Below are 26,246 nucleotides of genomic sequence, written 5' to 3'. Positions count from 1 at the left end.
TCAGGAGCGGACTCCGATCTCCAGGTCGGAGCTGAAGTCGATGTTCTCCAGGCGGTCGCGGACGGTGGTCAGGAACCGTCCGGCGTCAGCACCGTCGACGACCTGGTGGTCGTAGGTCATCGGCAGGTAGACCATGCTGCGGATGGCGATGCTGTCCGAGCCGTCCTCGGTGATGACGACCGGGCGCTTGCGGATCGCGCCGGTGCCGATCATCGCGGCCTGCGGCGGGACCAGGATCGGGGTGTCGGTCAGCGCGCCCTCGGAGCCGATGTTGGTGATGGTGAAGGTGCCACCGGTGACGTCGTTCGGCTTGAGCTTCTTGTTGCGGGCCCGGTCGGCGATGTCGGCGATGGCCTGGGCCAGCTCCGGCAGGGACATGTCCTGCGCGTCGTGGATGACCGGGGACAGCAGGCCGTCCTTGGTGTCCACGGCGATGCCGAGGTTCACCTTGCCGTGGTAGGTCATCTCCTGGGTGTCGGCGTTGTAGGACGCGTTCACGTTCGGGTGGGCGACCAGCGCCTCCACGATGGCCTTGGCGAAGAACGGCAGGAACGTGAGGTTCAGGCCGTGCTTGTCCTGGAAGGCGGCCTTGGACGCCTTGCGCAGCTCGGCGACGTGGGTCATGTCGACCTCGTGGACCTGCGTGAGCTGGGCCGCACCGTGCAGGGACTCCAGCGTGGTCTTCGCGGTGATCGCACGGATGCGGTTGACCTTCTGGGTGGTGCCGCGCAGCGACGCCTTCTCCGGGTCGACGCCCTTGGCGGGAGCCTTCTCGGCCTTCTTGGTGGAGCCACCCTCGGCGACGGCGAGGACGTCCTGCTTACGGATGCGTCCACCGACACCGGTGCCCTCCACGGAGGAGAGGTCCACGCCGTGCTTCTCGGCGAGCTTGCGCACCAGCGGGGTCACGTAGGGCAGGTTGCCGTCGGAGGGCTCGCCGGCGTCGGACGCGGGAGCCTTCTCCTCCTTGGGCTCCTCCTTCTTCGGGGCCTCCTTCTTGGGCTCCGGTGCCGACTCCTTGGCGGGCTCGGCCTTCTTCTCCGGCTCCTTCTCGGGCTCCGGGGCCGGCTCCTTGGCGGGCTCCTCGGCCGGTGCGGCGGAGGCGTCGCCCACGCGGGCGATCACACCGCCGACGTCGATGGTGTCGTCCTCCTCGGCGAGGATCTCCAGCAGCGTACCCGCGACCGGGGACGGAACCTCGGTGTCGACCTTGTCGGTGGAGACCTCCAGGAGGGGCTCGTCGACCTCGACCTCGTCGCCGACCTTCTTCAGCCACTGGGTGATGGTGCCCTCGGTGACGGACTCGCCGAGCTCCGGCATCGTCACGTCGGTGCCCGCGCCACCGCCGTTGGACGCTGCGGGCTTGGACTCCGCGGCCGGCTCTGCAGCCGGCTCCTCGGCCGGTTCGTCGGCAGGCTCCTCGGCCGGCTCCTCGTCAGCGGAGTCAGCGGAGTCGGCGGAACCTGCGGTCTCGCCCTCCTCACCGATCTCGGCGATGACGGCACCGACGTCAACGGTGTCGTCCTCGTCGGCGATGATCTTCAGCAGAACACCGGAGGCGGGGGAGGGGATCTCCGTGTCGACCTTGTCCGTGGAGACCTCGAGCAGGGGTTCGTCGACCTCCACGGTGTCGCCGACCTTCTTCAGCCACTGGGTGACAGTGCCTTCTGTGACGGATTCGCCCAGCTCGGGCATTTCGACGGAGTGCGCCATGGTGTTGAAGCTCCTAGTTAACGACGGGGTACAGATGTGGAGTACGTGGATCGGTCCGCGGTACCCAGAGAAGTACGCAGAGAAAAACAGAGAAGTGGTCTCTGACCGAATACTATATATGGTACCGCTGCTGGAGTCGTTCTGCTGGCACGGGGTTCCCACAACCGGGGGCCTGACCCGTCCCAGGCCGGCTCTGAGTCGACCTGAGCCGGGGCCGTGGTCGGGATGTACGGAGTTCACCTAGTATCGGTGACGTGTTCAACATCTTTGGCCGATCACGTCGTTCCGGACCCCGCCCGCCCCGGGCCCCGGGTGGTAAGGCACGGCAACACGACCTCGACTACCTGCGCCACTGGGCTGCGCAGCGCCAGGGGGTGGAGGGGTTCGTGGAGCCTGAGACGCTGGTCAACGAGATGTCCGTGGTGCGCGTGGACGCCACCGGGGAGTGGACGCGCCGGCGTATCGGCGGTCCCCGCGGCGTGGACGAGGTGGCCGACGTCACCGGTGTCCGGTTGTTCGACGCGGAGAAGACCGGCTACCCGCAGCGCATGCGCGACCGGATCGAACGCGACCGGATCATCCGCAAGCGTCTCGAGCAGCAGGAGCGCCGGGCGCGCTTCGAGGAGCGCCGCGCGGACGGGGAGTGAGTCAGGCGGGGTCGTCGGCCGTCGTCGCGGAGAGCTCCTCCAGGAGCGCGATGATCGTGCGGACCGGCACACCGGTCCCGCGCCGCGGCGTGTACCCGTGGGCGCCGGCGGTGTTGTACGACGGCCCGGCCACGTCGATGTGCACCCACGGCAGACCGTCCGGCACGAACGCCGCCAGGTAGTGGCCGGCGGCGGCCATGCCGCCCCAGGGCTTCTTGCCGGTGTTGCGCAGGTCCGCCACGTCGGAGCGGATGTCGCGGGCGATCTCCGCGGGCAGGGGCATCGGCCAGGCGTCCTCGCCGGTGGCCCGTGAGACGGCGGACACCCGGTCGCGGAACACCGGTGAGCCCATGACCGCCGGCACGCGGTCGCCGAGGGAGCGGACCTGGGCACCGGTGAGCGTGGAGGTCTCCACGAGGAAGTCGGGGTCGTCCTCGGCGGCGCGGGCCATGGCGTCACCGAGGATCAGGCGCCCCTCGGCGTCGGTGTTGAGGATCTCGGTCGTCGTCCCGCCGTAGTGGCGCAGGACGTCACCGGGGCGGGTGGCGGTGCCGTCGGGCATGTTCTCCGCCAGCGGCACGGTCGCGGTGACCTGCACCGGGAGCTCCAGCTCCGCCGCGGCGACCACGGCGGCGACCACCGCCGCCGAACCGCCCATGTCGGAGATCATGTTGTCCATGCGCGGCGCGGGCTTCAACGAGATCCCGCCGGTGTCGAAGGTCACACCCTTGCCGACGAGCGCGACGTGCGGCGCGGCGGGGGAGGAACCGGACACCGTGGCGTCCGGCCGGTACGACACCCGCACCAGGCGCGGCGGGTGGGTGGACCCGCGGCCCACGCCGATGATCGCCCCGAACCCCTGCTCCGCCAGGTCCTGTTCGTCGAGCACCTCGACCTCGAGCCCGGACTGTGTGGCCAGCCCGGAGATGACCTCGGCGTAGCTCTGCGGGTACAGGACGTTCGCCGGCGCGTTGACGAGGTCGCGGGCGCAGCTCACCGCCTCGATCACGACGCAGGCGTGGGAGAAGTCCTCCCGCGCGGCGTCCGCCGCCGTCGGCCCGGACGGGGCGGCGACGATGAGCCGCGCGATGCCCCCGGCGTCCAGCACGGCGTCCTGCGCAGCGTCCTGAATGCTCCTGAAGCCCGTGTAGGTGTACGCCCCGAGGCCGTGGCCCTCGGTGGCGGGCCCGGTGCCGAGGGTGCCCAGCAGGCTCAGGGCGCTGATGCCGGCGGAGCCGGGGGTCCCCGTGGAGGCCCCTGTGGGGGCGCTCGTGGCGGCCATGCGGCCGAGCGCGCGGGACGCCTCCCCGGCCGCCGTGCGTAGCCCCTCGTCGGTCAGGGCGTCGGCGTCACCGAGGCCGACGGCCAGCAGCCGACGCGCCGCGATACCCGGGACGGTGGGCAGGGGGGACGTCTCGCCGGCGCGTCCGGACGCCCCGGCTGCCACCAGCGACTTCCAGATTGCCACCTGGGTCTCCCGGTCGAAGGCGGAGGAGCCGACGGACATCTCGACACCGTTGTCCCCGGAGAAGGACGGGACGACCAGCACGTCCACGTCCGCACCGGCGACCGTCGTGGTGTCGGTGAGCAGTTCGAGTGGCGGCATGGTGCCCCGGGGCAGGCGTGCGGATGTCATCCTTCACCTCAGTGTTGGTCGGAGTGGTCGTGGGCGGTCCCCTGCGGGCATGTGTCCCGGGCTTGTGTTTCGGGAAGGAACCGACGGGTCTAAGATACAGGCCATGTCTGATTCCGCGCCCGACAACTCATCGTCCCCCGTCTTCTCCCGCACACTGACGGAGAACCCCACCGCGTCCGGCACGATCGCCGACGTACTCACCAACCCGGGGTTCGGCACGTACTTCACCGACCACATGGTCGTCGTGGACTGGACCGAGGACGCCGGTTGGCACGATGCGCGGGTCGTGCCCTACGCCCCGGTGCCGATGGACCCGGCGACGTCGGTGTTCCACTACGGGCAGGCGATCTTCGAGGGCCTCAAGACGTACCGCCAGCCGGACGGCTCGATCGCCACCTTCCGCCCCGAGAAGAACGCCGACCGGATCCGTTCTTCCGCCCGGCGCATCGCCATGCCGGAGGTCCCGGAGGACCTGTTCCTGGAGTCGCTGGCGCAGCTGACCGACGTCGACCGCGAGTGGGTCCCCGCCGCCGGCGGTGAGGCGGCGCTGTACCTGCGCCCCTTCCTGATCTCCACCGAGGTCGGCCTGGGCGTGCACCCTTCGTCGAGCTACAGCTACTACGTGATCGCCTCGCCGGCGGGCGCCTACTTCAAGGGCGGGGTCACCCCGGTCAGCGTGTGGCTGTCCACCGAGTACGTGCGCGCCGCCCCGGGAGGGACCGGCGCCGCGAAGTTCGCCGGCAACTACGCCGCCTCCCTGGCCGCGCAGGCGTACGCCGAGGAGAAGGGCTGCGACCAGGTCGTGTGGCTGGACGCCGCCACGCACACCACCGTGGAGGAGATGGGCGGCATGAACCTCGCCTTCATCTTCGGCGGTACCGACGGCGGCCCGGCAGAGCTGGTCACCCCGGAGCTCTCCGGTTCACTGCTGCCCGGTGTCACCCGCGACTCCCTGCTCCAGCTCGCCGCGGACGAGGGACTGAAGGTCACCGAGCGTCGCTTCACCGTGGAGGAGTGGCGGCGCACCGCGGCGTCCGGCGAGATGGCGGAGGCCTTCGCCTGCGGCACCGCCGCGGTGATCACCCCGGTCGGCACCGTGAAGGACCGTGACGGCGAGTTCCAGATCAACGGCGGCGAGCCGGGCGAGATCACCATGCGCCTGCGCGAGCGGCTGACCGGCATCCAGCGCGGCACTGTGGACGACACCCACGGGTGGAACCACACCCTCGTCCAGGCGTAGGACGCACGGAACAACCCCGTGAGGTCGGTGGCGCCGACCTCACGGGGTTGCTGTCTGCCTGGGGCTGGTCCTGGGCGCTAGTGCAGGGCGCTAGTTCACGGCGCAGGCCGCGGACAACAGGGGGAGCACGAGCAGGCCGGACGCCGCGGCCGGGGCGCCGAGCGCCCGGTCGATGACGGGCGTCAGGTCCAGGCGACGCAGTGCCGGCGCCGACGCCGGCTCGGTGGACGCGTCCGGAACGAGCCACCAGCGGGCAGTGCCCGGGGACACCGCGTCGGCGAGAAGTGCCGCCGCGAGACCCGTCACGCCGTCGAGGACGACCGGGGTGCGTCGCACGGCGGACTGCGACAGCAGGCCCGTGAGGAAGGCGATGTCGGGGGAGCCGATCTCGTCGAGGATCTCACGTACGGCCGTCTCGTCGACGGGACGTCGACGCCGCGACCGGGTACGGAACATCAGGTCGCGCACCGCTACGGTCTTGTGCTTCCACTGCTCGTCGGTGATCGGGGTGGGGCCGCCTCCGCGTCCCACCACCTTCACCGGCTCGACGTTGCACAGCGTGCCGATGAGCGCCGCTGCGGTCGTGGTCGCCCCGGCACCCACGGTGCCGGTGAGCAGCAGGGGGCGTCCGGAGTCGGCACGGGCGTCCGCCGTCTCGGCGCCGGCGTCCAGCCACCGGGAGTGCGGGGAATCCCCGTCGGCGGTGGAGTCGGTGGAGTCGAACTGCGTCACTGTGACGTCGACACCCGCCTGCTCGGCGAAGGCGGACAGCGGCGAGTCCCCGGACTCGATCCGGGCGGCCTCTGTCACGGCATGGCCCCAGGGCAGGGTCGACACCGGGCTCGCCGTCCCGTCAGCGGGACCAGCCGCGGCAGGGTCGGCCACGGCAGGGTCGGCGATGGCGTGGTCGGCGGCCGCGACGAGCAGTTCCGGGCGGACGTCCCGTTCCCGGAGTGCCTCGGCGCAGCCGGTCGACCCCGCCCACCCGGCGAGGTGCTGGAGTACCGGCTGGTCGGTCATCAGACCGCGTCGCCGATATTCACCTGGGGGGCGGGTGTGCGCATCTTGCGGATCATGGTGGCACGGGTGAAGGCGTAGAAGCCGATCGACCACTTGCCGAAGGAGTTGTCGGCGAAGCGTTCATTGACCAGCTTGTTGACCTTGCGGCCCAGGAAGAGGCCCTCGACGATGAGCACGATGATGATCACCATCATGAACAGGCTGAGGTACTGCGCGAGTACGGGCAGACGGGTGCCGAGGATCATCACGACGACCACGATCAGCGCCAGGGGGAGGAAGTAGTTCATCAGGTAACGGTGGGAGTCCACGTAGTTACGGACGAACAGCTTCTCCTTGCCCTGGTCGCGGGCCAGCAGGTAGTTCGGGTCACCTGCCATCATGCGCTCGTTGGCCTTGCGGCGGGACTCGGCGGCCTCGTCGCGCTGCTTGCGCTTGGCCTCCTTGTACTCGTCCTTGGACATCGAGCTCTTGTAGTCCTTCTTGCGCTGACGGGCCTCCTTGGGCGTCATCGGGGCGTCGTAGTGGACGCGCCGTACGCCGGTGGAGCGCTCGACCTCGTTGCGCTTCGGGGTCGGGCGTCCCTTCTTGGGGGTGTAGCCCTTCGGGGTCTGGGCGGCGTCGTCCGCTGCGCCGTCGATGCCGTCCAGGGTGGCGTCACCGGCCGCCACCTCGCTGTCGTCGTCTTTCTTCCACGGAAGTTTCACACCTCACAGGCTAGAGCACGGGAGGTTCACCCGACCAACGAGGGTGATGATCCGGGCGGGGCTGGTGGGCCGGTGTGCGGCCGGGTGCGGGAATAGATCACTGGATTTCATGGTTGATGGATAGTAGTTTGGGCATATCCGCATTACCGAGGAGGAAATTCATGACCGCTCCCGAGAAGACCGCCGAGAAGTCCACCGGTGTCGAGCTGACCAGCGCCGCCGCAGGTAAGGCCGCCGGCCTGCTGGCCCAGGAGGGTCGCGACGACCTTGCCCTGCGTATCGCGGTGCAGCCTGGTGGCTGCGCCGGGCTGCGTTACCAGCTCTTCTTCGACGACCGCACCCTGGACGGAGACCTCGTCGACGAGGTCGAGGGCGTCCGGCTGATCGTGGACAAGATGTCGGCGCCGTACCTGACCGGTGCGAAGATCGACTTCTCCGACACGATCGAGTCCCAGGGGTTCACCATCGACAACCCGAACGCCGGCGGGTCCTGCGCCTGCGGCGACTCGTTCAGCTAGACCTCACGGTCTGGCCCCGGACGGCCGAACTCCCCGCCCCAGTGACCTGGGTGCGGGGAGTTTCGTCTTTCCCGGGGAGACTGCGGCGGGGACCGCCGCGGGGGACTAGAGCTGGACCGGGTAGTCCTGCTCGTCGATGTCCGGGTGGATGCGGTCCTCGACGAAGATGCCGTGCCAGATCATGAACGCGATGACCGTCCACAGGCGCCGGGAGTGGTCGGGGCCCGAACCGGTGGTCATCGACACGCGGTGCTCGTCCAGCATCGCCAGGACCTGCGCCTTGTCGAAGATGTGGTCGGTGTTGGACTCCTCGATGTTGCGCTTGGCCCAGTCGTAGAGCTCGTCGCCGGCGAGCCAGTGGCGCAGCGGGACCGGGAAGCCGAGCTTCTTCCGGTTGATCACGTGCTCGGGGACGATGAGCTCCAGGGCGCGGCGCAGGGCGTACTTCGTGGTCCCGTTGCCGACCTTGAGCTCGTGGGGGATCGTCTGCGCCACGTCGAAGACCACACGGTCCAGGAAGGGCACGCGCAGCTCCAGCGAGTTGGCCATGGTGATCTTGTCCGCCTTGACCAGGATGTCGCCGCGCAGCCAGGTGAACATGTCGAGGTGCTGCATCCGGGCGACCGGGTCCATGTCCTTCGACTTGGCGTAGATCGGGGCGGTGACCTCGCGGTGGTCCCATTCCGGGCGGGCGATGCGCAGCACCCGTTCGAGCTGCTCGTAGTTGAAGGAGCGGGCGTTGCCGTAGTAACGCTCCTCCATCGGCGTGGTGCCGCGCTGCAGCAGCGACTTGCCGCGCATCCCGTCCGGCAGGGCGTCGCCGAGGGTGCGCAGGACCTTCTTGATCGGGGAGGGGACCTTCTCGAACGGAGCGAGGGAGAGCGGCTCCTTGTAGATGGTGTAGCCACCGAAGAGTTCGTCGGCGCCCTCACCGGACAGCACGACCTTGACGTGCTTGCGTGCCTCCGCGGCCACGAAGTACAGGGGCACCAGGGCGGGGTCGGCCACCGGGTCGTCGAGGTACCAGATGATCTTCGGGACGGCGGCGGCGAACTCCTCGGGGGAGACGACCTTGACGATGTGCTCCACGCCGATCGCCGCGGCGGACTCGGCGGCCACGTCGACCTCGGAGTAGCCCTCGCGCTCGAACCCGGTGGTGAAGGTCAACAGGTCGGGGTTGTGTTGCTTGGCCAGTGAGGCGATGGCGGTGGAGTCGATGCCGCCGGAGAGGAAGGACCCCACGGTGACGTCGGCACGCATGTGCTTGGCCACGGAGTCCTGCAGGGCGTCGGCGATCTTCGTGTACAGCGCCTGCTCCGAACCCGCGGGAACCGGGGTGACGGGGAACGTCGGCTCGAAGTAGCGCACTGCCTTGACCTCGCCTCCCGGGGTGAGGGTGGCGTGGCAGCCGGACTCCAGGCGGCGGATCCCGGCGTGCAGCGTCTCCGGCTCCGGAACGTACTGCAGGTCGGTGTAGTGCGTGATCGCACGGTCATCAAGGTCGAGGCCTAGACCGATGGACTCGGCCATCGCCAGGATCGACTTCTTCTCGCTGCTGAAGGCGGTTCCTGCCGGGGTGGTGGCGTAGAACATCGGCTTGATGCCGAAGGGGTCGCGTGCGAGGAACATCGTGCGGTCCACGGCGTCCCACACGGCGAAGGCGAACATTCCGCGCAGGTGGTTGACCACGTCGGCCCCCCAGTGGTGGAAGCCGACGACGATGGTCTCCGAGTCGCCGGAGGTCTCGAACTCGTAGCCCTCGGCCTGCAGCTCCTCGCGGAGCTCGAGGTAGTTGTAGATCTCACCGTTGAAGGTCATCGAGTAGCGGGCGGGCTGGTCGGCCGGCCCCCACTGCAGAGGCTGGTGGGAGTGCTCGAGGTCGATGATCGACAGGCGGTTGAAGCCGAAGACCACGTCGTCGTCGTTCCAGGTGCCGTCCTCGTCCGGGCCGCGGTGCCGCATGCAGGGGAGGGCGTGGGCGGTGGTGTCCACGTAGTCGGGGGCGTCACCCTGTGCCGTCAGAAATCCAAGAAGTCCACACATGAGGTCTGGGGGTCATCTCCGTAAGTGTCGTCGGTGGCCGACGTCGCGGTGCCGGACGGATCCCTGCGCCGATTCATCGGTGGGGGATGCGGTCGGCGGACGTCAGCCTCGTGCGCGTGCGTAAGCCCTTTAGGATACTACCCGGCGCTGGCCTGGCACAGACGGGACATGCGGGACACCCGGGTGGGCTTCCAGCTGACCCCCAGCAACCCCGAATAGGGCCGACAGAAAATCACAATGGTGTGCATGATGCAGGGGCAGCCCCCTCCATGCACTATTGTCGGATCATGACACGGGACCCGAGTCCGTCCTCTGCAGGCGACGGACACCGGCGTTCCGATGAACACGACGTGTGATTGAGGAAGGCATACTCGCGTGGTACAGCGAAAAGTTCACGGAAGAGGTCGCAAGCTCGGCCTCGCCGGCGTGCTGGGACTCGGATCCCTTGCCCTGGTCGGCTGCGATGTCGCACCCCCCGACAACGGTTTCTTCCATGCCCTGCGCATGGGTTGGCCCGACGGAATCACCCCGGAGGCCCAGTCCATGGGTAACTTCTGGGTGTGGACCTGGGTCGTAGCCTGGATCATCGGAATCATCATGTGGGCTCTCATGTTCCTCGTGATCTTCCGGGACAGCGACAAGCGCGCTGCCAAGAAGGGCAAGCCGGAGTTCCCGAGGCAGACGGCCTACAACGTTCCGCTGGAGTTGACGTTGACCGTCATCCCGGTGCTGATCGTCATGGGCCTGTTCTTCTTCACCGTGCAGACCCAGGACAAGGTCACCGCACTGGACAAGGACCCGCAGGTGACCGTTGACGTGACGGCCTACCAGTGGAACTGGAAGTTCGGTTACGGCGAGGTGAGCGGAGACCTGACCGAGGACGGGCAGGAGTACGTGGGCCAGGACCAGGACCGTGCGGACGCGGCCGAGGCTAACGCCGCCGTGCCGCAGGACGACCGTGACGAGCACGGCCAGTCCGTGGGCCCGATCCACGGTAAGTCCGCCGAGGACTTCACCTACCTGCACTACAACCAGATCGAGACCCTGGGTACCTCCGAGGAGGTCCCGGTGCTCGTCCTGCCGACGAACACCCCGATCGAGTTCAACCTCGCGTCCTCCGACGTGATCCACTCCTTCTGGGTTCCGGAGTTCCTGTTCAAGCGCGACGTGTTCCCGCACCCCGAGGCGAACCAGTCCGAGCGACGGTTCCAGATCGAGAGCATCGACAGCGAAGGCGCCTTCGTGGGCCGTTGCGCCGAGATGTGCGGTACCTACCACGCGATGATGAACTTCGAGGTGCGTGCTGTGAGCCCGGAGAACTTCGCGGCCTACATCGCCTACCGCGAGGCCAACCCCGAGGCCACCAATGCTGAGGCGCTGGCGGAGATCGGCGAGGACCCCTACGCCACCTCGACCCAGCCTTTCCTCCCCGGCCGTGAGGCTACCCGGGGTGTCGAGGGCGACAACTACATCGACCGTTCCGCCTAGTCGGCGACGAGACACTAGGAGACAACAATGCGGCAGACAGCCAAGTTGATGTACGGACTCTCACTGTTCCTGACGGTGATGGCGGTCGTGTACTTCTACGCGACGTCGCAGCTGAACGACGGCGCAAACGTCCAGGGTATCGAGTGGGCGGGTGGAACCGGGCTTGTCCTGGCGACCCTGCTGACCCTGTTCCTGGGTGTGTACTTCCACCTGAGCAACTCCAAGGCCGACATCGAGCCGAAGGACTGGGAGGAGGCCGAGATCGAGGACGGCGCCGGCGTGCTGGGCTTCTTCTCCCCGCACTCGGGCTGGCCCTTCCTGATGTCCCTGGCCATCGTGATGATGGCCTACGGCATCGCCTTCTTCCTCATCTGGCTGATCCTGCTCGGCGCGGTCATGCTGGTCTGGTCCACCACGATGCTGAACCTCCAGTACGGCCTCCCGCCGGAGAAGGAGTAACGACACCTGCGCCCCGTTGACGACGGGGTACACGTGACAAGGAGCACCCGCATCTTCCTCGCGGGTGCTCCTTTCGGCATGTCCGGGGGATGGCCCCCGGATCAGGCTCAGAGGTTGATGATGTCGTTCATCTTCTTCTCCGCGGCGCCGGACTCCAACGCCTCACGGGCGACGGCGAGCTGCTCGGCGAGGGCCGACTTCAGGTCGCCGTCCCAGCCGTGCACGGCGGTCAGGGCGGCGGCTGCGTTGATCAGGACAGCATCCTTGACTGCGCCGGTGATCTCCCCGGCCATCAGTCGGCGTGCGATGTCGGCGTTGTACTCCGGGTCGCCGCCCTTGAGCGCGTCGTCGTCGTAGACGTCGAGGCCGAAGGTGCGCGGGTTGATCGTGAATTCGCCGGTGCGGCCGTCCTCGTCGACGGTGACGACCTCGGTGGGGGCGCACACGCTGATCTCGTCCATCCCGTCGAGCCCCCGCACGATCAGGGCGCGTACACCCTGGTGGGCGAAGGCGCCGCCCATGATCGGCATCATGTCGCGGAACGCGCAGCCGATGAGGCCGAACTTCGGGCCGGCGGGGTTGGTCATGGGGCCGAGGAGGTTGAACAGCGTCGGTACGGCGAGTTCGGAACGCACCGGGCCGGCGAAGCGCATCGCCGGGTGGTAGGTCTTGGCGAACATGAACGCGAAACCTGTCTTGAGGGCGTCCTCGTGGATGGTGTCGGGGGAGCGGTCGATGTCCAGGCCCAGCACCTCCAGGACGTCCGCCCCGCCGCACTTTGAGGACGCCGCACGGTTGCCGTGCTTGACGACCGGCGCGCCGGTCGCGGCGACGACGAAGGACGCCATCGTCGAGATGTTGACGGTGTGGTGGCCGTCGCCGCCCGTGCCGACGATGTCGACGGCGTCGGGGATGTCACTGAAGTCGACCGGTGTGGCGAAGGAGCGCATGGCGGAGGCCGCGGCGGAGAGCTCGGCGGCGGTGATGCCCTTGACGCGCAGGCCGAAGGCGAAGGCGGCGAGCTGGGCGTCCGTCGCGCCTCCCTCCATCACCTGGCTGACGGCCCAGGTGATCTGCGACTCGCTGAGCTCCTCGTGGCGTCCGATGCGGTCCAGGACCCCGGGCCAGGTGAAGTAGCTCCCGGGGAGACGGTCGGAGCCCAGGGGCGTGACGTGGTCGGGAGATTTCGGGGTCAGGTCGTCCGGCATCGGTGCCGTCCTCTCGGTGGGTCTGGTCGTTGGCTGTGTCCGCCTGGGGACGTTGCCATCCTATTACGTGCAGCGGCGCCGGGGCCGTTCAGGACGGCGCAGGACGCGGCACGTGGTCCGGCGTGGTTCAGGGGCGGGGGAGAGGGGCCGCTGATTGGGTCGTCGCAGCGTGTCTTGGGTAGACTTCCCGGAATGGATCGGCCTCTACGGCCCAGGTGATCTGCCGGTCTCTGACGGGTCAGGTTCCTGGCAGTTCCCAACCCCCCGGTACGGGGGTGTCGGAGAGGGGCGCGACGGAGGGCGGGGATGCGTCGGGGGACGGCGCGACAGACGGTCAACCTGCGGTGATGCGGGTGCGTCGTAAATGATCGGCAAGAGTTCCCGGCTAACCCCGTTTGTGGTGAGTTGCCAGGAAACGTGAAGCCACTACCAGCGGTTTTGCAGAAACCCCTGAACTCGCCGGGGTTGCGAATCGACTAGGGGGCCGGGGTCGGTCATACTTGTACGCGTGACGAGCGCAGTTGGAAACCAAAGCATGGCAGCACCGCAGCGTGCCGTGACGCTGAACCGACCGAACATGGTCAGCGTCGGCACGATTGTGTTCCTGTCCCAGGAATTGATGTTCTTCGCGGGCCTGTTCGCGATGTACTTCGTCTCGAAGGCGAACTCGAACGGAAACTGGCCCTCCGAGCCTACCGAGCTCAACGTCCCGTTCGCTCTGGCGATCACCGTGATTCTGGTGTCGTCGTCGTTCACCGCCCAGTGGGGGGTGTTCGCCGCGGAGCGCGGGGACGTGTTCGGTCTGCGGAAGTGGTACGCACTCACGGTTGTCCTGGGGTTGATCTTCCTCTCCGGGCAGGCGTACGAGTACATCCACCTCGTGCAGCACGGCACCACGATCTCAAGCAGCGTCTACGGGTCGGTGTTCTACATCACCACCGGCTTCCACGGCGCACACGTCCTCGCCGGCGTGCTTGCCTTCGTGGTCGTGCTGCTCCGCACGGTGAAGTCGAAGTTCACTCCAGCCCAGGCCACCGCCGCCGTCGTCGTGTCGTACTACTGGCACTTCGTCGACGTCGTGTGGATCGGACTGTGGATCACCATTTACTTCATCCAGTAGGCCGGACGGGCCGATGTGTGACGCTCGGCCGTTAAGCCCATCGCCTTCCAAATGACGAGTTAAGGGAACAAGATGGATACGAACAATCCAACTCCCGAGGGGGAGACCCCGGTGGCGGCCTCCGCCCCGGCATCCACAACACGCAAGAAGCGTCGTACCCGGCGTAAACTGCGCCGGACCATGGCTGGAGCGCTGGCGCTCGTGCTCGGTCTGACCGGCGCAGGTCTGGTCGCCCAGGCCTTCACCCCGGACCCGCAGTCCGCGACCGCGCAGCAGGACGCGCAGTCGATGATCACCCAGGGCCAGGAGATCTACGAGGTCGCCTGCATCACCTGCCATGGCGCCAACCTCCAGGGCGTCCAGGACCGCGGTCCGTCCCTGGTCGGCGTCGGCGAAGGTGCCGTGTACTTCCAGGTGCACTCCGGCCGCATGCCGATGAAGCGCAACGAGGCCCAGGCCGACCGTAAGGACGCGCGCTTCAACGAGGCGCAGACGCTGGCTCTCGCGGCCTACGTCAACGCCAACGGCGGCGGCCCCGGAATCGTCAAGGACGAGGACGGGACCATCGCCATGGAGTCCCTGCGCGGATCCCACAACAACGACGGCGAGATCGACCCCTCGGACGTCTCGCGTGGTTCCGACCTCTTCCGCCTGAACTGCGCTTCCTGCCACAACTTCACCGGTCGTGGCGGAGCCCTGTCCGGCGGTAAGTACGCCCCGGACCTCGACGCGGCCAACGAGCAGGAGATCTACCAGGCCATGCTCACCGGCCCGCAGAACATGCCGAAGTTCTCCGACCGTCAGCTGACCGCTGACGAGAAGAAGGACATCATCGCGTACATCAAGTCCTCCAAGGAGACCCCCAACCCCGGCGGCCTCGGCCTCGGCGGGATCGGCCCGGTCACTGAGGGCATGTTGATGTGGATCGTCGGGATCGTCGTGCTGATCGGCACGGCCATGTGGATTGGAACCCGGTCATGAGTGAGATCAAGAGCACCTACTCTGAAGAAGAGATCAAGGGCATGAGCGACGAGGAGCTCGCCCGCCTCGGTACCGAGCTCGACGACGTCACCGTTGCCTTCCGCAAGGAGCGCTTCCCGGTGGAGAACGACCCGGCCGAGAAGCGCGCCGCCCGCGGCGTCGGCTTCTGGTGGGCACTCTCCGTCGTCTTCGGCCTCGCATTCATCGCGGTCTACCTGTTCTGGCCGTGGGAGTACAAGCACCTCGAGCAGGACGGGCTGTGGGTCTACAGCCTCTACACCCCGCTGCTCGGTGTGACCTCCGGTCTGTCGATCATCACGCTGGGTATCGGCGCGGTGCAGTTCTCCAAGAAGTTCGTCCCCGAGGAGATCGCGGTCCAGAAGCGTCACGACGGCCCCTCCGACGAGGTGGACCGCCGGACGATGACCGCGCTGCTCAACGACGCGTGGAAGACCTCCACCCTCGGACGCCGCAAGGTCCTCATGGGCCTGGGTGGCGCCGGAGTGGCGCTCGCCGGTGTGGCGATCGCCCTGCCGCTGGGCGGTATCGTGAGGAACCCGTGGAAGCCCCGTGCGATGGGCATCGACGGCGACGGCACGCTGTGGACCACCGGCTGGACCCTCGTCAACGAGGGGGAGAAGGTGTACCTCGGCCGCGACACCGGTGCTATCGCCGAGGAGCACGACGGTCACTGGAGCACCGAGGGCGTCAACCGCCTGATCCGTGTCCGCCCGGAGGATCTCGACGCCGGCGGTATGGAGACGGTCTTCCCGATGACCGAGGAGATGGTCAACGACCACGACGACTTCGACGCAACCCGCGACGTGTACGAGGAGCAGATGCACTCGATCCACGGTTCGCGCAACGCCGTGATGCTCATCCGCCTCCGTCACGCCGACGCCGTCCGGGCTGTCCAGCGTGAGGGCCAGGAGGACTTCCACTACGGCGACTACTACGCCTACTCGAAGATCTGCACCCACATCGGTTGCCCGACGTCGCTCTACGAGCAGCAGACCAACCGTATTCTCTGCCCGTGCCACCAGTCGCAGTTCGATGCGCTGCACTGGGGTAAGCCGGTGTTCGGTCCGGCCGCACGCGCCCTGCCCGAGCTGTCCATCAACGTCGATGAGGACGGGTTCCTGTACGCGGACAAGAACTTCGTCGAGCCCGTCGGCCCTGCCTTCTGGGAGCGTCAGTCATGAGCACACCCACAAAGCCCTCCCGTCTCGCAGAGGCGGCCAACAACTTCGACGAGCGTTACACTGCTGCCGGCGGTCTCCGGAAGCAGATGAACAAGGTCTTCCCGAGCCACTGGTCCTTCATGCTCGGTGAGATCGCGCTCTACTCCTTCATCATCCTGCTGCTGTCGGGTGTCTACCTGACGCTGTTCTTCGATCCCTCGCTGTCGAAGGTCATCTACGACGGCGCCTACGCACCGCTCAACGGTGTGGAGATGTCGCGTGCCTACGAGACGGCCCTGAACATCTCGTTCGAGGTCCGTGGCGGTCTGTTCATCCGCCAGGTGCACCACTGGGCGGCACTGCTGTTCGCCGTGTCGATCATGGTCCACATGATGCGCATCTTCTTCACCGGTGCGTTCCGCAAGCCCCGTGAGGCGAACTGGATCATCGGCTGCGTCCTGCTGCTGCTGTCCATCGCCGAGGGCTTCATGGGCTACTCGCTGCCGGACGACCTGCTCTCCGGCGTGGGTCTGCGCATCATGTCCGCGATCATCATCGGTCTGCCGATCATCGGTACCTGGCTGCACTGGATCATGTTCGCCGGCGACTTCCCGGGCGACATCATCATCCCGCGCCTGTACATCGCCCACGTCCTGCTGATCCCCGCGATCCTGCTGGCACTGATCGCCGCCCACCTGGCGCTGGTCTGGTACCAGAAGCACACCCAGTTCCCCGGACCGGGCCGTACCGAGCGCAACGTCGTCGGTGCCCGCGTGATCCCCGTGTTCGCCGTGCACTCCTCGGCCTTCGGTCTGATCACCTTCGGCTTCGTGGCACTGCTCGCCGGTGTCTTCCAGATCAACGCGATCTGGAACCTCGGCCCGTACAACCCGTCGCAGGTCTCCGCCGGTTCCCAGCCCGACATCTACATGCTGTGGACGGACGGTGCCGCGCGAATCATGCCGGCGTGGGAGCTCTACCTCGGCAGCTACACGGTTCCCGCCGTTGTCTGGGTCGCGATCCTGCTGGGCATCCTGGTCATGCTGCTGTTCGCCTACCCGTTCATCGAGCAGCACTTCACGAAGGACAAGGCGCACCACAACCTGCTGCAGCGTCCCCGCGACGTGCCGGTGCGTACCTCCCTCGGTGTGATGGCCCTGGTCGCCTACGCGATCCTGACCATCTCGGGTGGTAACGACCACGTGGCAGTGTTCTTCCACATCTCGCTGAACGCCATGACGTGGATCGGTCGTATCGGGTTCATCATCCTGCCCCCGATCGCCTACTTCGTCACCTACCGGATCTGCCTGGGTCTCCAGCGCTCCGACCGTGAGGTGCTCGAGCACGGCATCGAGACCGGTACGATCAAGCAGCTGCCCTCCGGTGGCTTCATCGAGGTCCACCAGCCCCTCGGCCCGGTCGACGAGCACGGTCACCCGATCCCGCTCGACTACGCCGGTGCCGCGGTGCCGCGCCGCCTCAACCAGCTCGGCTTCGCCGGCCAGCCCGGCCGTGGCTCTCTGTTCTCCCCGGACCCGGAGGACATCGTGTCCCAGGTCGAGGAGATCGAGGAGGCCAACGAGCACGAGCACAAGGAGATGCTGATGCGTCTCCAGGAGGAGAACCGTCGCAAGCTCAGCGACGAGGGTCACGAGAACCCCTGAACCCTCTCCACCCCGTGAGAACCCCGCCCCGCCCACCGTGTCACCACGGTCGGCGGGGCGGGGTTCTTCGTGTCGCTCCTTACCCTCCTTACCCTCCTTAGCCCTTACCCGTGGTCCTTGCCGTCAGTCCCCGCCTGCAGCCACCGCATACAGCCTGGACAGCAGGTCGACGGTGGCGAGCACATCGTCCACGGCACGGTGGGAGGGACGGTGCTCCAGCTCCAGGACGTCCGCCAGCGTCGCCAGCTTGTACCGGCCGACCATGGAGCGGGGGAGGAGCTCACGCGCCGAGGCCGCGGTACACACGGAACGACGCGCATCCAGGACGCTCTCGCGCTCCTGGCGCCGGAACTCCGCGTCGACGAAGGCGATGTCGAAGGAGACGTTGTGCCCGACGACCAACCGGCCCCCGACCACGGAGGCAATGTCGTCGGCGATCTGGGCGAAGGTGGGGGTGTCGCTCAACGTCTCGTCGTCGATACCGGTCAGTTCGCTGATGTCGCGGTCCAGAGGGCGCCCGGGGCTCACCAGCGAGTGGTAGAGGCCCGCAGGTCGACCGTCCACCACGGAGAGCGCGGCGAACTCGATTATCTGGTCGCAGGACGGGTCCAGCCCGGTCGTCTCGCAGTCGATGACCACGCAGTCGGAGAGTGCGGCGGCGAGTTCGTGCTCGAGGGGGGTGTTCACAGGCACAGAGTCTACGGCGCGGCACGGACATGGACCGACACGGACGGATAGAGACGCACATGGAAGGTCACGACGGTGGTACGGGTGTGGTCGATGTGGCGATGGCGCCCCGCCGTGCGGCAAGTGTGACGAGGATCACAGTAGAGTTTCTTGCGGCGGTGGCGTGAGGCGGCGTCCGCAGCTTCCGGTCGGCGTGACGGCAACGTCCCTGCTGGTCATGGCGTTCAGGTTCGGCTACTTGCCTGGTTGGGGGAATCGGGTCAAGCTTTGGTCGCGATTGGATAACGGTTAAATAACGAACTGCTCACGGCTTGGTCACGGCCCGGCAGTTGGACACGGTCGCGCAGTTTTCGTAATCTTCTCGTGACCTTAAGGGGCGACGCCGTGACGTATCCGGGACGTCCCCGACAGCAATCAGAAAGGCAACATCCCTCATGGGCAAGCACCGTATGAAGAAGGACCACTCCCGCCGCAACGCCGTAGCCGTCGCTGCCGTGGGCATGGGCGCCGTCCTCGCCCTGCCTGCCACCGCTCAGGCCGTTACCGTCGAGGTTCCGAACTCCGACATCAGCGTCGACGTTCCGAACGAGGCCGTTGACTTCGCCAAGCAGCACGTGGACGTGGATCCCTTCATCGCCGCGGCCGAGCAGGCCGCACCCGCCGCCGGCTCCTCCGAGGCCCCGGCATCCTCCTCCTCCGACAGTGTCGGCCAGCAGATCGCCGACGCCGCCATGTCGAAGCAGGGCGCACCCTACTCCTGGGGCGCCGCCGGCCCGGACGCCTTCGACTGCTCCGGACTGACCAGCTGGGCCTACAGCCAGGCCGGCAAGTCCATCCCGCGCACCTCGGGCGAGCAGGCGGGCGCCGGCACCCCGGTCTCCATCGACTCCCTGCAGCCGGGAGACGTCGTCTCCTACTACTCCGGCGCCTCGCACGTCGCCATCTACATCGGCGACGGCAAGATCGTCCACGCCCTCAACGAGGGCTCCCCGGTCCAGGTCAACGACCTGAACTACATGCCGATCAACAACGCCGTCCGCTTCTAGGACGCGTTCGACGTGTTCGGCCGCAGCTCCAGCGTGGTGGGTACCCGCCGGGGTACCCCCACCTGGGGCGCCGTGCGTGTGGGACTACGTCCCTCCCGTACTGGTATGGCACTATATCGACGTTGACTTTCGTGACAAGGTGAAGAGGTTCAAGTTACTGTGAGCAGGATCCGCCCCTCGGGGGCCAAGCGTTCCACCGGTAGTGCGTCGGCCAGGGCCATCATCGGCATCGGTGCCGCTGTCGTGCTCACCGTCACCTCCACCTCCATCGTCGCCGCGGACCCGGACGCAGCCACCTCAGGCTCTGACGGTTCCGACGCCGCTGACGCGATCGACGTCTCACCCCTCCCGGACGACGCGGACGGTCTCCTCGACCGACTCGCCGAGGTCTCCCGCCAGACCCAGGAGGCCAGCGACGCGGTGCAGGAGAACACCGGTGCCCTCGACGAGACCCACGCCCAGCTCGACCGGGCCGTGCGTGCCTCCGAGCACTACTCCGAGCAGGCCACCCAGGCCCGCGAGGAGGTCGAGGCGAACCGTGGTCCCGTCACCGAGCTGTCGCAGTCGCTCTACCGTGGCGCGGTCATCGACCCGGTCTCCGCGGTCACCGGTTCTGCGAACCCGCAGGACGCCATCGACCGTCGCGCCTTCGCCACCGCGCTGAACAACGACCGCACCTCCACTCTCTCCGCTTTCCAGGAGGGGCTGTCGGAGGCGGCGGACCTGGAGTCGAAGGCGAACCGGTCGAAGGCCTCCGCCGACTTCCAGCTGAGCCAGCTGGAGTCGCGGCAGACGGCCCTGGACGAGCGCATCAGTGAGCTCGACGGTCTCAAGGACCAGATCTCCACCGCGGTGGACGGCCTCAGCCCGGAGCAGAAGCAGCGCTGGGTGGACCGCAACGGCCCGATCGACGTCGATGTCGACGAGTTCCTCGGCAGGGTCGGCAGTGCCGCCGGCGACGCCGCCGCCGCGGTCAGCGCGATCGCGGACGGCGCCGTGGGCGCCGCGATGTCCAAGCTGGGTTCCCCCTACTCCTGGGGTGCCGCAGGCCCGGACGCCTTCGACTGCTCCGGCCTGATGTACTGGGCCTACCAGCAGATCGGCACCACCGTGCCGCGCACCTCCGCCGCGCAGGTGTCCGGCGGGACCTCGGTCTCGCGGGACGCCCTGCAGCCCGGCGACATCGTCGGCTTCTACCCGGGTGTCACCCACGTGGGCATGTACATCGGCGACGGCAAGATCGTCCACGCGTCCGACTACGGCATCCCGGTGCAGGTCGTCAGCGTCGACAGCATGCCCTTCGCCGGCGCCGCCCGGTACTGAGAGCGCGCACGCCCTCGCCCGTGGCTTCCCGCGTCCTGCTGGTCACCAACGACTTCCCGCCCGCCGTCGGCGGCATCCAGAGCTACCTGCGCGACTACTGCGCGGAGCTGGAACGCCGCGACCCGGGGCGTCTGACGGTCCTGGCGTCCACGCAGGACGCCGCGGCCGCCGCGTCCCACGACGCAGGTCTGCCCTACGACGTGGTCCGCTGGCCGCGCAAGGTCATGCTGCCCACCCCGGCGACCGCCGCCCGGATGGCCGAGGTCATCCGTGAGCGCGGCATCGACACCGTGTGGTTCGGTTCCTCCACGCCCCTGGGTCTGATGGGAGGGGCGGCACGCACCGCGGGCGCGACCCGCGTGGTGGCGTCCACCCACGGCCACGAGGTCGGCTGGTCGATGGTGCCGGGCGGACGTTCCGTCCTGCGCGCCATCGGCCGCCGGACGGACTGCCTGACCTACGTCTCGCGCTACGCGCGCAGCCGGTTCGCCTCGGCCTTCGGGCCGGACGTGGCCTGGGAACCGATGCCCGGCGGCGTCGACGCCGACGTCTTCCGCCCGGACCCCGCGGGCCGGGAGACGGTGCGTACCCGGCTGGGGCTGCAGGATCGCCGCGTGATCGTGTGCGTCTCGCGGATCGTCCCGCGCAAGGGGCAGGACACCCTCGTCGAGGCGATGCCGGAGGTTCTGGCCGCCGTGCCGGACGCACACCTGCTCATCGTCGGCCCCGGCGACGACACCGGACGCCTGGCCGCACGTGCGACCACGCTGGGCGTGGCGGGCCGGGTGACGGTCACCGGCCCGGTGGACTACGGCGAACTCGTCGCCCACTACTGTGCCGGCGACGTCTTCGCCATGCCCGTGCGCACCCAGGGCGGTGGTTTCAGCGTGGAGGGGCTCGGCATCGTCTTCCTGGAGTCGCAGGCCTGCGGTGTGCCCACCATCGCCGGCGACGGCGGCGGCGCCCCGGAGACCGTGCAGGACGGGGTGACCGGCGACGTCGTCGACGGTGAGGACACCGCCGCGGTCGCCGCCTGCGTCGCCGCCCTGCTCGCCGACCCGGAACGGGCGCGACGCTACTCCGAGCAGGGGAGACGCTACGTCCGGGACGCCTGGAACTGGGACGTGCTCGGCCAGCAGCTCGTCAACGTCCTGGACGGCGGGGCGGCCCGCCCGCCGCGCCACAGTTGGAACTGGCGGATGTGACCGATACCCTGAACGGGTTGCGCCGGGACGCCGGTGCGAGACGTACAGGAGGACAAGTGACGCAACTGACCATCGGCATCGACATCGGGGGGACGAACCTGCGCGCCGCTGTGGTCGACCCGGACGGACGGGTGCTGGACGTGGAGCAGTTGCCCACCCCGTCGACGGTCGAGTCGCTCGAGACGGCGATCGCCCACGCGGTGGGCATCCTGTGTTCCCGGCACTCCGTGGGGGCGGTGGGCCTCGCCGTGGCGGGTTTCATCACCGCGGACCAGGAGCGCGTGCGCTTCGCCCCGCACCTTCCGTGGCGCGACCGTGACGTGCGTGACCGGCTGACCCGGCGCCTGGGCCTGCCCGTCGTGCTCGAGCACGACGCGAACGCCGCGGCCTGGGGCGAGCAGATCCTCGGCCCCGGACGCGACGCCGCCACCTGGGTTCTCTTCGCCGTCGGCACCGGCATCGGCGGCGCCCTGGTGACCGAGGGGCAGCTCTACCGCGGCTCCTACGGCGCAGCGCCGGAGTTCGGCCACCTCACCGTGGTTCCCGGCGGTCGGGCGTGCCCGTGCGGCAAGCGCGGCTGCCTGGAGCGTTACTGCTCGGGCAGCGCCCTGGAGACCACGGCGCTGGAGTTCATCGCCACCGGACGCCACCCCGACAGCATGCTCGCCGGGATCTTCCACTCGCGCCCGGAGGAGATCACGGGACGAAGCGTGGTGCGCCTGGCACGTGACGGCGACCCGCTGGCGATGGAGGTCATCGACGACTTCGCCCTCTGGCTGGGACGTGGCCTCTCGGCGGTCCAGGAGGTGCTGGACCCCGAGCTCATCGTGCTCGGCGGCGGGGTGTCGGCGGACGCCGACCTGTACCTTCCCGGGGCCCGCGCCGAGATGGAGGCCTCGGTGGTCGGCTCGGGTTTCCGGCCGATGGCCCGCGTCGAAGCGGCGTCCCTGGGTTCCGAGGCGGGTATGATCGGCGTGGCGCTCCTTGCCGGGCATGCTCACCTGAGTTCGTCCACGACCTGCTTGCGAAAGGGATAGATCAGTGCAGAACCGCACCTACTGGTGGTTGAAGAAGGTGGTCATCGGACCGTGGCTGTGGGTCCTGAACCGGCCGTACTCCAGTGGTCTGGACAAGATCCCCGCCGAGGGCCCGGCCATCCTGGCCTCCAACCACCTCGCGGTGATGGACTCGCTGTACTTCCCGCTGCTGGCGGAGCGTCAGCTGACCTTCCTGGCGAAGAAGGAGTACTTCACCACCCCGGGCTTCGCCGGGGCCATCCAGAAGTGGTTCTTCACCTCGGTCGGGCAGGTGCCCATCGACCGGCAGGACAAGGACTCGCAGGACGCCGCCCTGGAGACCGCCCTGCGCGTTCTGGACAAGGGCGACCCGCTGGGCATGTACCCGGAGGGAACCCGCTCACCGGACGGCAGGATGTACCGCGGCAAGACGGGCATGGCCCGTATCGCCCTGGCTTCCGGGGCGAAGATCTACCCCGTGGCGATGATCGACACCCAGAAGGCGAACGTGGCCGGCTCCTGGCTGCTGCGTCCGCACCGGGTGGGCGTCGTCGTCGGTGACCCGATCGACCCGGCCGACTTCGCCGACGCCGGGGAGGGTGTCTCCCCCGCCCGTGCCCTGACGGACTACACGATGGAGCGGATCGCCGAACTCTCCGGTCAGGAGTACGTGGAGGGTGCGTACGCCGCCGACGTCAAGGAGTCGCTGACCGCCGGTCGGGGTTATCCGGAGGGGTCTGAACCGGGTTCGGGCCGGGTGCTGGGGAGCAAGCCCCGCCCGCGATTCCTTCGTTTCCGTCTCTGAGTTCGGTTCCGGACTCCGGTGACTCCGGGGCCCCTGGGGACTCTGCAGCTCCTGGATGGACGGGCCGGAAGACCCGGGGCCACACCCCGGCCACTCCGAGCCACAGCAGTGCGGCGAGCACGTACTCCGAACCCAGCAGTTTCATCACCAGGGACCAGTCCTGCTCGGCCCCGTGGGCCGACGGCAGGTAGACGTGCACCGGGAACGCGGTGGACACCAGCACGAGCACCACACCGAGCACGGCGAGGGGGATCACGCCGGGGCCGGTACGGTGGGCCGCCACCCGTGTCCACAGCGACACCCCGACGACCAGCATCAGCGGCAGCACCCAGACCCAGTGGTGTGCCCAGGACACCGGGGACACCAGCAGGGCCAGCAGGGCGTTGGTGCACACTGCGGCGGTGTAGGCGCCCACGCTGAACAGCCGGACCATCACCACGGCGATCAGGACCACGGTCACCGCGGCGAAGACGTACCACAGGCCGGTCTGCAGGGGGTCGTCGGTGAACCGGGCGATCATGCCGCGCACCGACTGGTTGGCGGAGTAGGCGAGCCCGCCGATGCGGGAGGGGTCGCTGATGGTCTCCGTCCAGTACTGGCGTGAGTCGGCCGGCAGCACCAGCCAGGCCAGGGCGCTGGCCCCGAGGCCGGACACCACGCTGGTGACCGCCGGGCCCCACTGCCGGCGCAGCAGCAGGTACAGGCCGAAGACGGCGGGCGTGAGTTTCAGGGCGGCCGCCAGACCGATCATCATGCCTCGCGGCCAGGGCGTGCGGGGGAGCAGCAGGTCGGCGGCGACCATCAGCATGAGGATCACGTTGATCTGGCCGAACTCCAGGGTGTGGGTCACGGGCCACAGCCACACGGCGAGGGGCAGCACTAACAGGGCGGCGAGTGTGAGCTGGCGGCGGGTGACCGTGAACCCGGTGCGTCCGGCGACTTCTCCGGCCAGGGCGTTCAGCACGATCACGGTGGTCGCCAGGAGGGCGAGCACGCTCAGCACCGTGAAGACGGTGAAGCCCAGGTTGCTGGAGACCAACGCCAGCGGCGCGAAGACCAGGGCGGACAGGGGAGGGTAGGTGAAGGGCAGGGTGATGCCCTGCGCCTGGAAGCTCTGGTTGTACAGGCTCGCCCCGTCCAGGACGGCCTGCCCGCCACCGCGGTAGATGTCGTAGTCGAAGTGGTAGGTGACGGTGTCGTCGCTGATGACGAACCTGAGGACGCCGGCCACGGTGACCGCGAGGAGGACTCCGAGGTAACAGAGCACAACGCTGCGGCGACGGAGATCGGGTTTGCTGGGGTTTTCCACGGGATACGACTCTATATCAGGGCACACTCAATTGATTCTTCCGTCGGCATGGGGCAACGTGGGGTTCTGTGTCTGACCGATCCGGGACCCCTGAAACCACCACCGCAGCCACCGCCGATGCAGCCGCCGCAGCCGACACCGCGCCGCGCCCTGCCGGTGGTCGTCTGTTGTGGGCGGACTGCGCGAAGGGCCTGTCGATCATCGGCGTCTGCTACATGCACGTGGTCACCGGTGTACCCGGTGCGACCGACACGGCGTGGAACTGGTTCAACGAGTTCATGGACCCGATCCGGATGCCGTTGTTCTTCGTCATCTCCGGACTGTTCGCCCACCGCGTGATCGAACGCACCCTCGGCGACCTGTGGTACCGGCGACTGTGGTTCCTGCTCGTGCCCTACCTGGTGTTCACACCCGTGCAGGCGGCGATCCGTCTGGACATGGCCGACGACCTGAGCTGGACCTCGTTGGGCCGGGCGATCCTGCTGGGTGACCCGGGGATCTGGTTCCTCTACGTGTTGATGATCTTCAACATCCTGGCCTGCCTGCTGCGCCACCTGCCGCCGGTCTGGTCGGTGGCGGTGTCCTTCATCCCCGCGCTCGTCGTCGCGGCGGCCGGGTTGTCGTCGATCCCGGAGATCACCCACATCACCCAGTACGCGCCGGCGTTCTTCGTGGGCCTGCACTTCCGCCAGCTGTTCCTGCGGCTCGCCGCGCACGCCGGCAACCTCGCCGTCATCGCCACGGTGTTCGTGGTCTTCCTGGGGTGGGAGTGGATCTTCTCCGCGGTCGCCGACCACGTGCGTCCCGGCGGGTGGAGCACCGGGGAAGCCTCGCTGATGGGGCTGCTCGCCATGGTCCGGATCTTCACGGCCGTACCGGCGGGCATCCTGGTGGCGACGTGGCTCTCACGGACGCCGGTGGTCGCCGGCGTGTTGTCGGCCATCGGACGCAACACCCTGCCGATCTACGTCTCCCACCACGCCGCGCTACACCTGGTGATGGCCGTGGTCGTGCCTTCGCTGCTCGCCAACGACCCGGAGACGTGGGGCTTCCTGGCCGGCACCAACGCGATGGTCTACACCGGTCTGCTCACCTGCGCGGTCGCCGGTTTCGTGTTCTACCTCGTCGGCCGCACCCCGGTGCTCAAGTGGGTGCTGCACCCGCCGGCCCTGCCGCGCAGGACGTCCCGACGTACCCGCGAGGCGGCCCGGGAGAACGTCGCGGTCTAGACTG

Annotated in this window: 23 protein-coding genes; 15 read left to right on the top strand and 8 right to left on the bottom strand. The window is 68.2% G+C overall.

The genetic code is table 11. From position 1 onward, the window contains the following. A complete protein-coding gene (sucB, locus tag ACT3UN_RS07265) occupies nt 1-1,713 on the bottom strand; it encodes a 2-oxoglutarate dehydrogenase, E2 component, dihydrolipoamide succinyltransferase (protein WP_301442524.1) in 1,713 nt (570 codons plus the stop codon). A 254-nt stretch (nt 1,714-1,967) separates the two neighbouring features. Between sucB and ACT3UN_RS07260 the strand changes: the two genes are divergently transcribed. After that, nucleotides 1,968-2,360, top strand: a complete 393-nt coding sequence (locus ACT3UN_RS07260; protein ID WP_444656810.1) for an oxidoreductase — start codon at nt 1,968-1,970, stop codon at nt 2,358-2,360. Nucleotide 2,361: 1 nt separating this feature from the next. On the opposite strand, the gene ACT3UN_RS07255 is transcribed toward ACT3UN_RS07260, so the two are convergent. Then, complete coding sequence (locus ACT3UN_RS07255; protein WP_301442522.1) at nt 2,362-3,996, bottom strand: leucyl aminopeptidase; 1,635 nt, start codon at nt 3,994-3,996, stop codon at nt 2,362-2,364. A gap of 103 nt (nt 3,997-4,099) precedes the next feature. Here ACT3UN_RS07255 and ACT3UN_RS07250 point away from each other — a divergent pair, with 103 nt between their 5' ends. Then, nucleotides 4,100-5,236: a branched-chain amino acid aminotransferase gene (locus ACT3UN_RS07250; RefSeq protein ID WP_444656809.1), complete on the top strand. Its 1,137-nt coding sequence runs from the start codon at nt 4,100-4,102 to the stop codon at nt 5,234-5,236. Nucleotides 5,237-5,326: 90 nt separating this feature from the next. Here the strand turns inward: ACT3UN_RS07250 and ACT3UN_RS07245 are convergent, their stop codons facing one another. Further along, nucleotides 5,327-6,256 (bottom strand): nicotinate-nucleotide--dimethylbenzimidazole phosphoribosyltransferase, encoded by a 930-nt coding sequence (locus ACT3UN_RS07245; protein ID WP_301442520.1) that lies wholly within the window; start codon nt 6,254-6,256, stop codon nt 5,327-5,329. After that, entirely contained in the window at nt 6,256-6,960 is a 705-nt protein-coding gene (locus ACT3UN_RS07240) for a DUF3043 domain-containing protein (RefSeq protein WP_301442519.1), read from the bottom strand. Before ACT3UN_RS07240 ends, ACT3UN_RS07245 begins: the two co-directional genes overlap by 1 nt. A gap of 161 nt (nt 6,961-7,121) precedes the next feature. Here ACT3UN_RS07240 and ACT3UN_RS07235 point away from each other — a divergent pair, with 161 nt between their 5' ends. Continuing rightward, nucleotides 7,122-7,478 carry a HesB/IscA family protein gene (locus tag ACT3UN_RS07235; RefSeq protein ID WP_301442518.1) on the top strand — a complete coding sequence of 119 codons (357 nt, stop codon included), beginning with the start codon at nt 7,122-7,124 and terminating at the stop codon, nt 7,476-7,478. Between the two features lie 105 nt (nt 7,479-7,583). On the opposite strand, the gene asnB is transcribed toward ACT3UN_RS07235, so the two are convergent. Further along, nucleotides 7,584-9,521: an asparagine synthase (glutamine-hydrolyzing) gene (asnB, locus tag ACT3UN_RS07230; RefSeq protein WP_301442517.1), complete on the bottom strand. Its 1,938-nt coding sequence runs from the start codon at nt 9,519-9,521 to the stop codon at nt 7,584-7,586. Between the two features lie 375 nt (nt 9,522-9,896). Here asnB and ctaC point away from each other — a divergent pair, with 375 nt between their 5' ends. Both ctaC and ctaF read left to right on the top strand, forming a co-directional pair. Then, nucleotides 9,897-11,009, top strand: coding sequence for an aa3-type cytochrome oxidase subunit II (gene ctaC, locus ACT3UN_RS07225; protein ID WP_441579574.1), 1,113 nt, complete (start codon nt 9,897-9,899; stop codon nt 11,007-11,009). A gap of 27 nt (nt 11,010-11,036) precedes the next feature. Continuing rightward, nucleotides 11,037-11,468 carry an aa3-type cytochrome oxidase subunit IV gene (ctaF, locus tag ACT3UN_RS07220; RefSeq protein WP_301442515.1) on the top strand — a complete coding sequence of 144 codons (432 nt, stop codon included), beginning with the start codon at nt 11,037-11,039 and terminating at the stop codon, nt 11,466-11,468. A gap of 107 nt (nt 11,469-11,575) precedes the next feature. On the opposite strand, the gene trpD is transcribed toward ctaF, so the two are convergent. After that, nucleotides 11,576-12,664 (bottom strand): anthranilate phosphoribosyltransferase, encoded by a 1,089-nt coding sequence (gene trpD / locus ACT3UN_RS07215; protein WP_444656829.1) that lies wholly within the window; start codon nt 12,662-12,664, stop codon nt 11,576-11,578. A gap of 520 nt (nt 12,665-13,184) precedes the next feature. Here trpD and ctaE point away from each other — a divergent pair. The 4 genes from ctaE (at nt 13,185) to qcrB (ending at nt 17,622) form a co-directional block, all read left to right on the top strand. Then, on the top strand, nt 13,185-13,796 hold the full coding sequence (gene ctaE, locus ACT3UN_RS07210) for an aa3-type cytochrome oxidase subunit III (protein WP_441588138.1): 612 nt from the start codon (nt 13,185-13,187) through the stop codon (nt 13,794-13,796). 72 nt (nt 13,797-13,868) lie between these two features. Next, nucleotides 13,869-14,777 carry a cytochrome bc1 complex diheme cytochrome c subunit gene (gene qcrC / locus ACT3UN_RS07205; protein WP_301442100.1) on the top strand — a complete coding sequence of 303 codons (909 nt, stop codon included), beginning with the start codon at nt 13,869-13,871 and terminating at the stop codon, nt 14,775-14,777. Further along, a complete protein-coding gene (gene qcrA / locus ACT3UN_RS07200) occupies nt 14,774-15,979 on the top strand; it encodes a cytochrome bc1 complex Rieske iron-sulfur subunit (protein WP_301442099.1) in 1,206 nt (401 codons plus the stop codon). Before qcrC ends, qcrA begins: the two co-directional genes overlap by 4 nt. Continuing rightward, a complete protein-coding gene (gene qcrB / locus ACT3UN_RS07195; protein ID WP_301442098.1) occupies nt 15,976-17,622 on the top strand; it encodes a cytochrome bc1 complex cytochrome b subunit in 1,647 nt (548 codons plus the stop codon). The genes qcrA and qcrB overlap by 4 nt, the downstream gene beginning before the upstream one ends. Nucleotides 17,623-17,745: 123 nt before the next feature. On the opposite strand, the gene ACT3UN_RS07190 is transcribed toward qcrB, so the two are convergent. Further along, entirely contained in the window at nt 17,746-18,309 is a 564-nt protein-coding gene (locus ACT3UN_RS07190; protein ID WP_301442097.1) for a 3'-5' exonuclease, read from the bottom strand. Between the two features lie 434 nt (nt 18,310-18,743). On the opposite strand from ACT3UN_RS07190, the gene ACT3UN_RS07185 reads away from it, so the two are divergent. The 5 genes from ACT3UN_RS07185 (at nt 18,744) to ACT3UN_RS07165 (ending at nt 23,704) form a co-directional block, all read left to right on the top strand. Then, nucleotides 18,744-19,355 (top strand): NlpC/P60 family protein, encoded by a 612-nt coding sequence (locus ACT3UN_RS07185; RefSeq protein ID WP_301442096.1) that lies wholly within the window; start codon nt 18,744-18,746, stop codon nt 19,353-19,355. 159 nt (nt 19,356-19,514) lie between these two features. Further along, nucleotides 19,515-20,678 carry an NlpC/P60 family protein gene (locus ACT3UN_RS07180; RefSeq protein WP_444656808.1) on the top strand — a complete coding sequence of 388 codons (1,164 nt, stop codon included), beginning with the start codon at nt 19,515-19,517 and terminating at the stop codon, nt 20,676-20,678. Between the two features lie 20 nt (nt 20,679-20,698). Next, a complete protein-coding gene (locus ACT3UN_RS07175) occupies nt 20,699-21,883 on the top strand; it encodes a glycosyltransferase family 4 protein (RefSeq protein WP_444656807.1) in 1,185 nt (394 codons plus the stop codon). Nucleotides 21,884-21,939: 56 nt separating this feature from the next. Beyond that, a complete protein-coding gene (locus ACT3UN_RS07170; RefSeq protein WP_444656806.1) occupies nt 21,940-22,920 on the top strand; it encodes an ROK family protein in 981 nt (326 codons plus the stop codon). Between the two features lie 4 nt (nt 22,921-22,924). Then, entirely contained in the window at nt 22,925-23,704 is a 780-nt protein-coding gene (locus tag ACT3UN_RS07165) for a lysophospholipid acyltransferase family protein (RefSeq protein WP_301442092.1), read from the top strand. Here the strand turns inward: ACT3UN_RS07165 and ACT3UN_RS07160 are convergent. Then, complete coding sequence (locus ACT3UN_RS07160; protein ID WP_301442091.1) at nt 23,595-25,013, bottom strand: glycosyltransferase 87 family protein; 1,419 nt, start codon at nt 25,011-25,013, stop codon at nt 23,595-23,597. The two genes, ACT3UN_RS07165 and ACT3UN_RS07160, sit on opposite strands and share 110 nt — an antisense overlap. A 68-nt stretch (nt 25,014-25,081) precedes the next feature. Here ACT3UN_RS07160 and ACT3UN_RS07155 point away from each other — a divergent pair, with 68 nt between their 5' ends. Continuing rightward, nucleotides 25,082-26,242 carry an acyltransferase family protein gene (locus tag ACT3UN_RS07155; RefSeq protein ID WP_301442090.1) on the top strand — a complete coding sequence of 387 codons (1,161 nt, stop codon included), beginning with the start codon at nt 25,082-25,084 and terminating at the stop codon, nt 26,240-26,242. Nucleotides 26,243-26,246 lie beyond the last annotated feature (4 nt).

The organism is Corynebacterium sp. AOP12-C2-36, from assembly GCF_052379185.1.
GTDB lineage: Bacteria > Actinomycetota > Actinomycetes > Mycobacteriales > Mycobacteriaceae > Corynebacterium.
The sequence above is the reverse complement of the archived record's forward strand: the minus strand, read 5'-3'. Positions and strand labels throughout refer to the sequence as shown.

Excerpts from the sequence above, each read along its gene's own strand:
- sucB (WP_301442524.1), bottom strand. The coding sequence starts at position 1,713 with ATGGCGCACTCCGTCGAAATGCCCGAGCTGGGCGAATCCGTCACAGAA.
- ACT3UN_RS07255 (WP_301442522.1), bottom strand. The coding sequence starts at position 3,996 with ATGACATCCGCACGCCTGCCCCGGGGCACCATGCCGCCACTCGAACTG.
- ACT3UN_RS07250 (WP_444656809.1), top strand. The coding sequence starts at position 4,100 with ATGTCTGATTCCGCGCCCGACAACTCATCGTCCCCCGTCTTCTCCCGC.
- ACT3UN_RS07245 (WP_301442520.1), bottom strand. The coding sequence starts at position 6,256 with ATGACCGACCAGCCGGTACTCCAGCACCTCGCCGGGTGGGCGGGGTCG.
- ACT3UN_RS07235 (WP_301442518.1), top strand. The coding sequence starts at position 7,122 with ATGACCGCTCCCGAGAAGACCGCCGAGAAGTCCACCGGTGTCGAGCTG.
- asnB (WP_301442517.1), bottom strand. The coding sequence starts at position 9,521 with ATGTGTGGACTTCTTGGATTTCTGACGGCACAGGGTGACGCCCCCGAC.
- ctaF (WP_301442515.1), top strand. The coding sequence starts at position 11,037 with ATGCGGCAGACAGCCAAGTTGATGTACGGACTCTCACTGTTCCTGACG.
- qcrC (WP_301442100.1), top strand. The coding sequence starts at position 13,869 with ATGGATACGAACAATCCAACTCCCGAGGGGGAGACCCCGGTGGCGGCC.
- qcrA (WP_301442099.1), top strand. The coding sequence starts at position 14,774 with ATGAGTGAGATCAAGAGCACCTACTCTGAAGAAGAGATCAAGGGCATG.
- qcrB (WP_301442098.1), top strand. The coding sequence starts at position 15,976 with ATGAGCACACCCACAAAGCCCTCCCGTCTCGCAGAGGCGGCCAACAAC.
- ACT3UN_RS07185 (WP_301442096.1), top strand. The coding sequence starts at position 18,744 with ATGGGCAAGCACCGTATGAAGAAGGACCACTCCCGCCGCAACGCCGTA.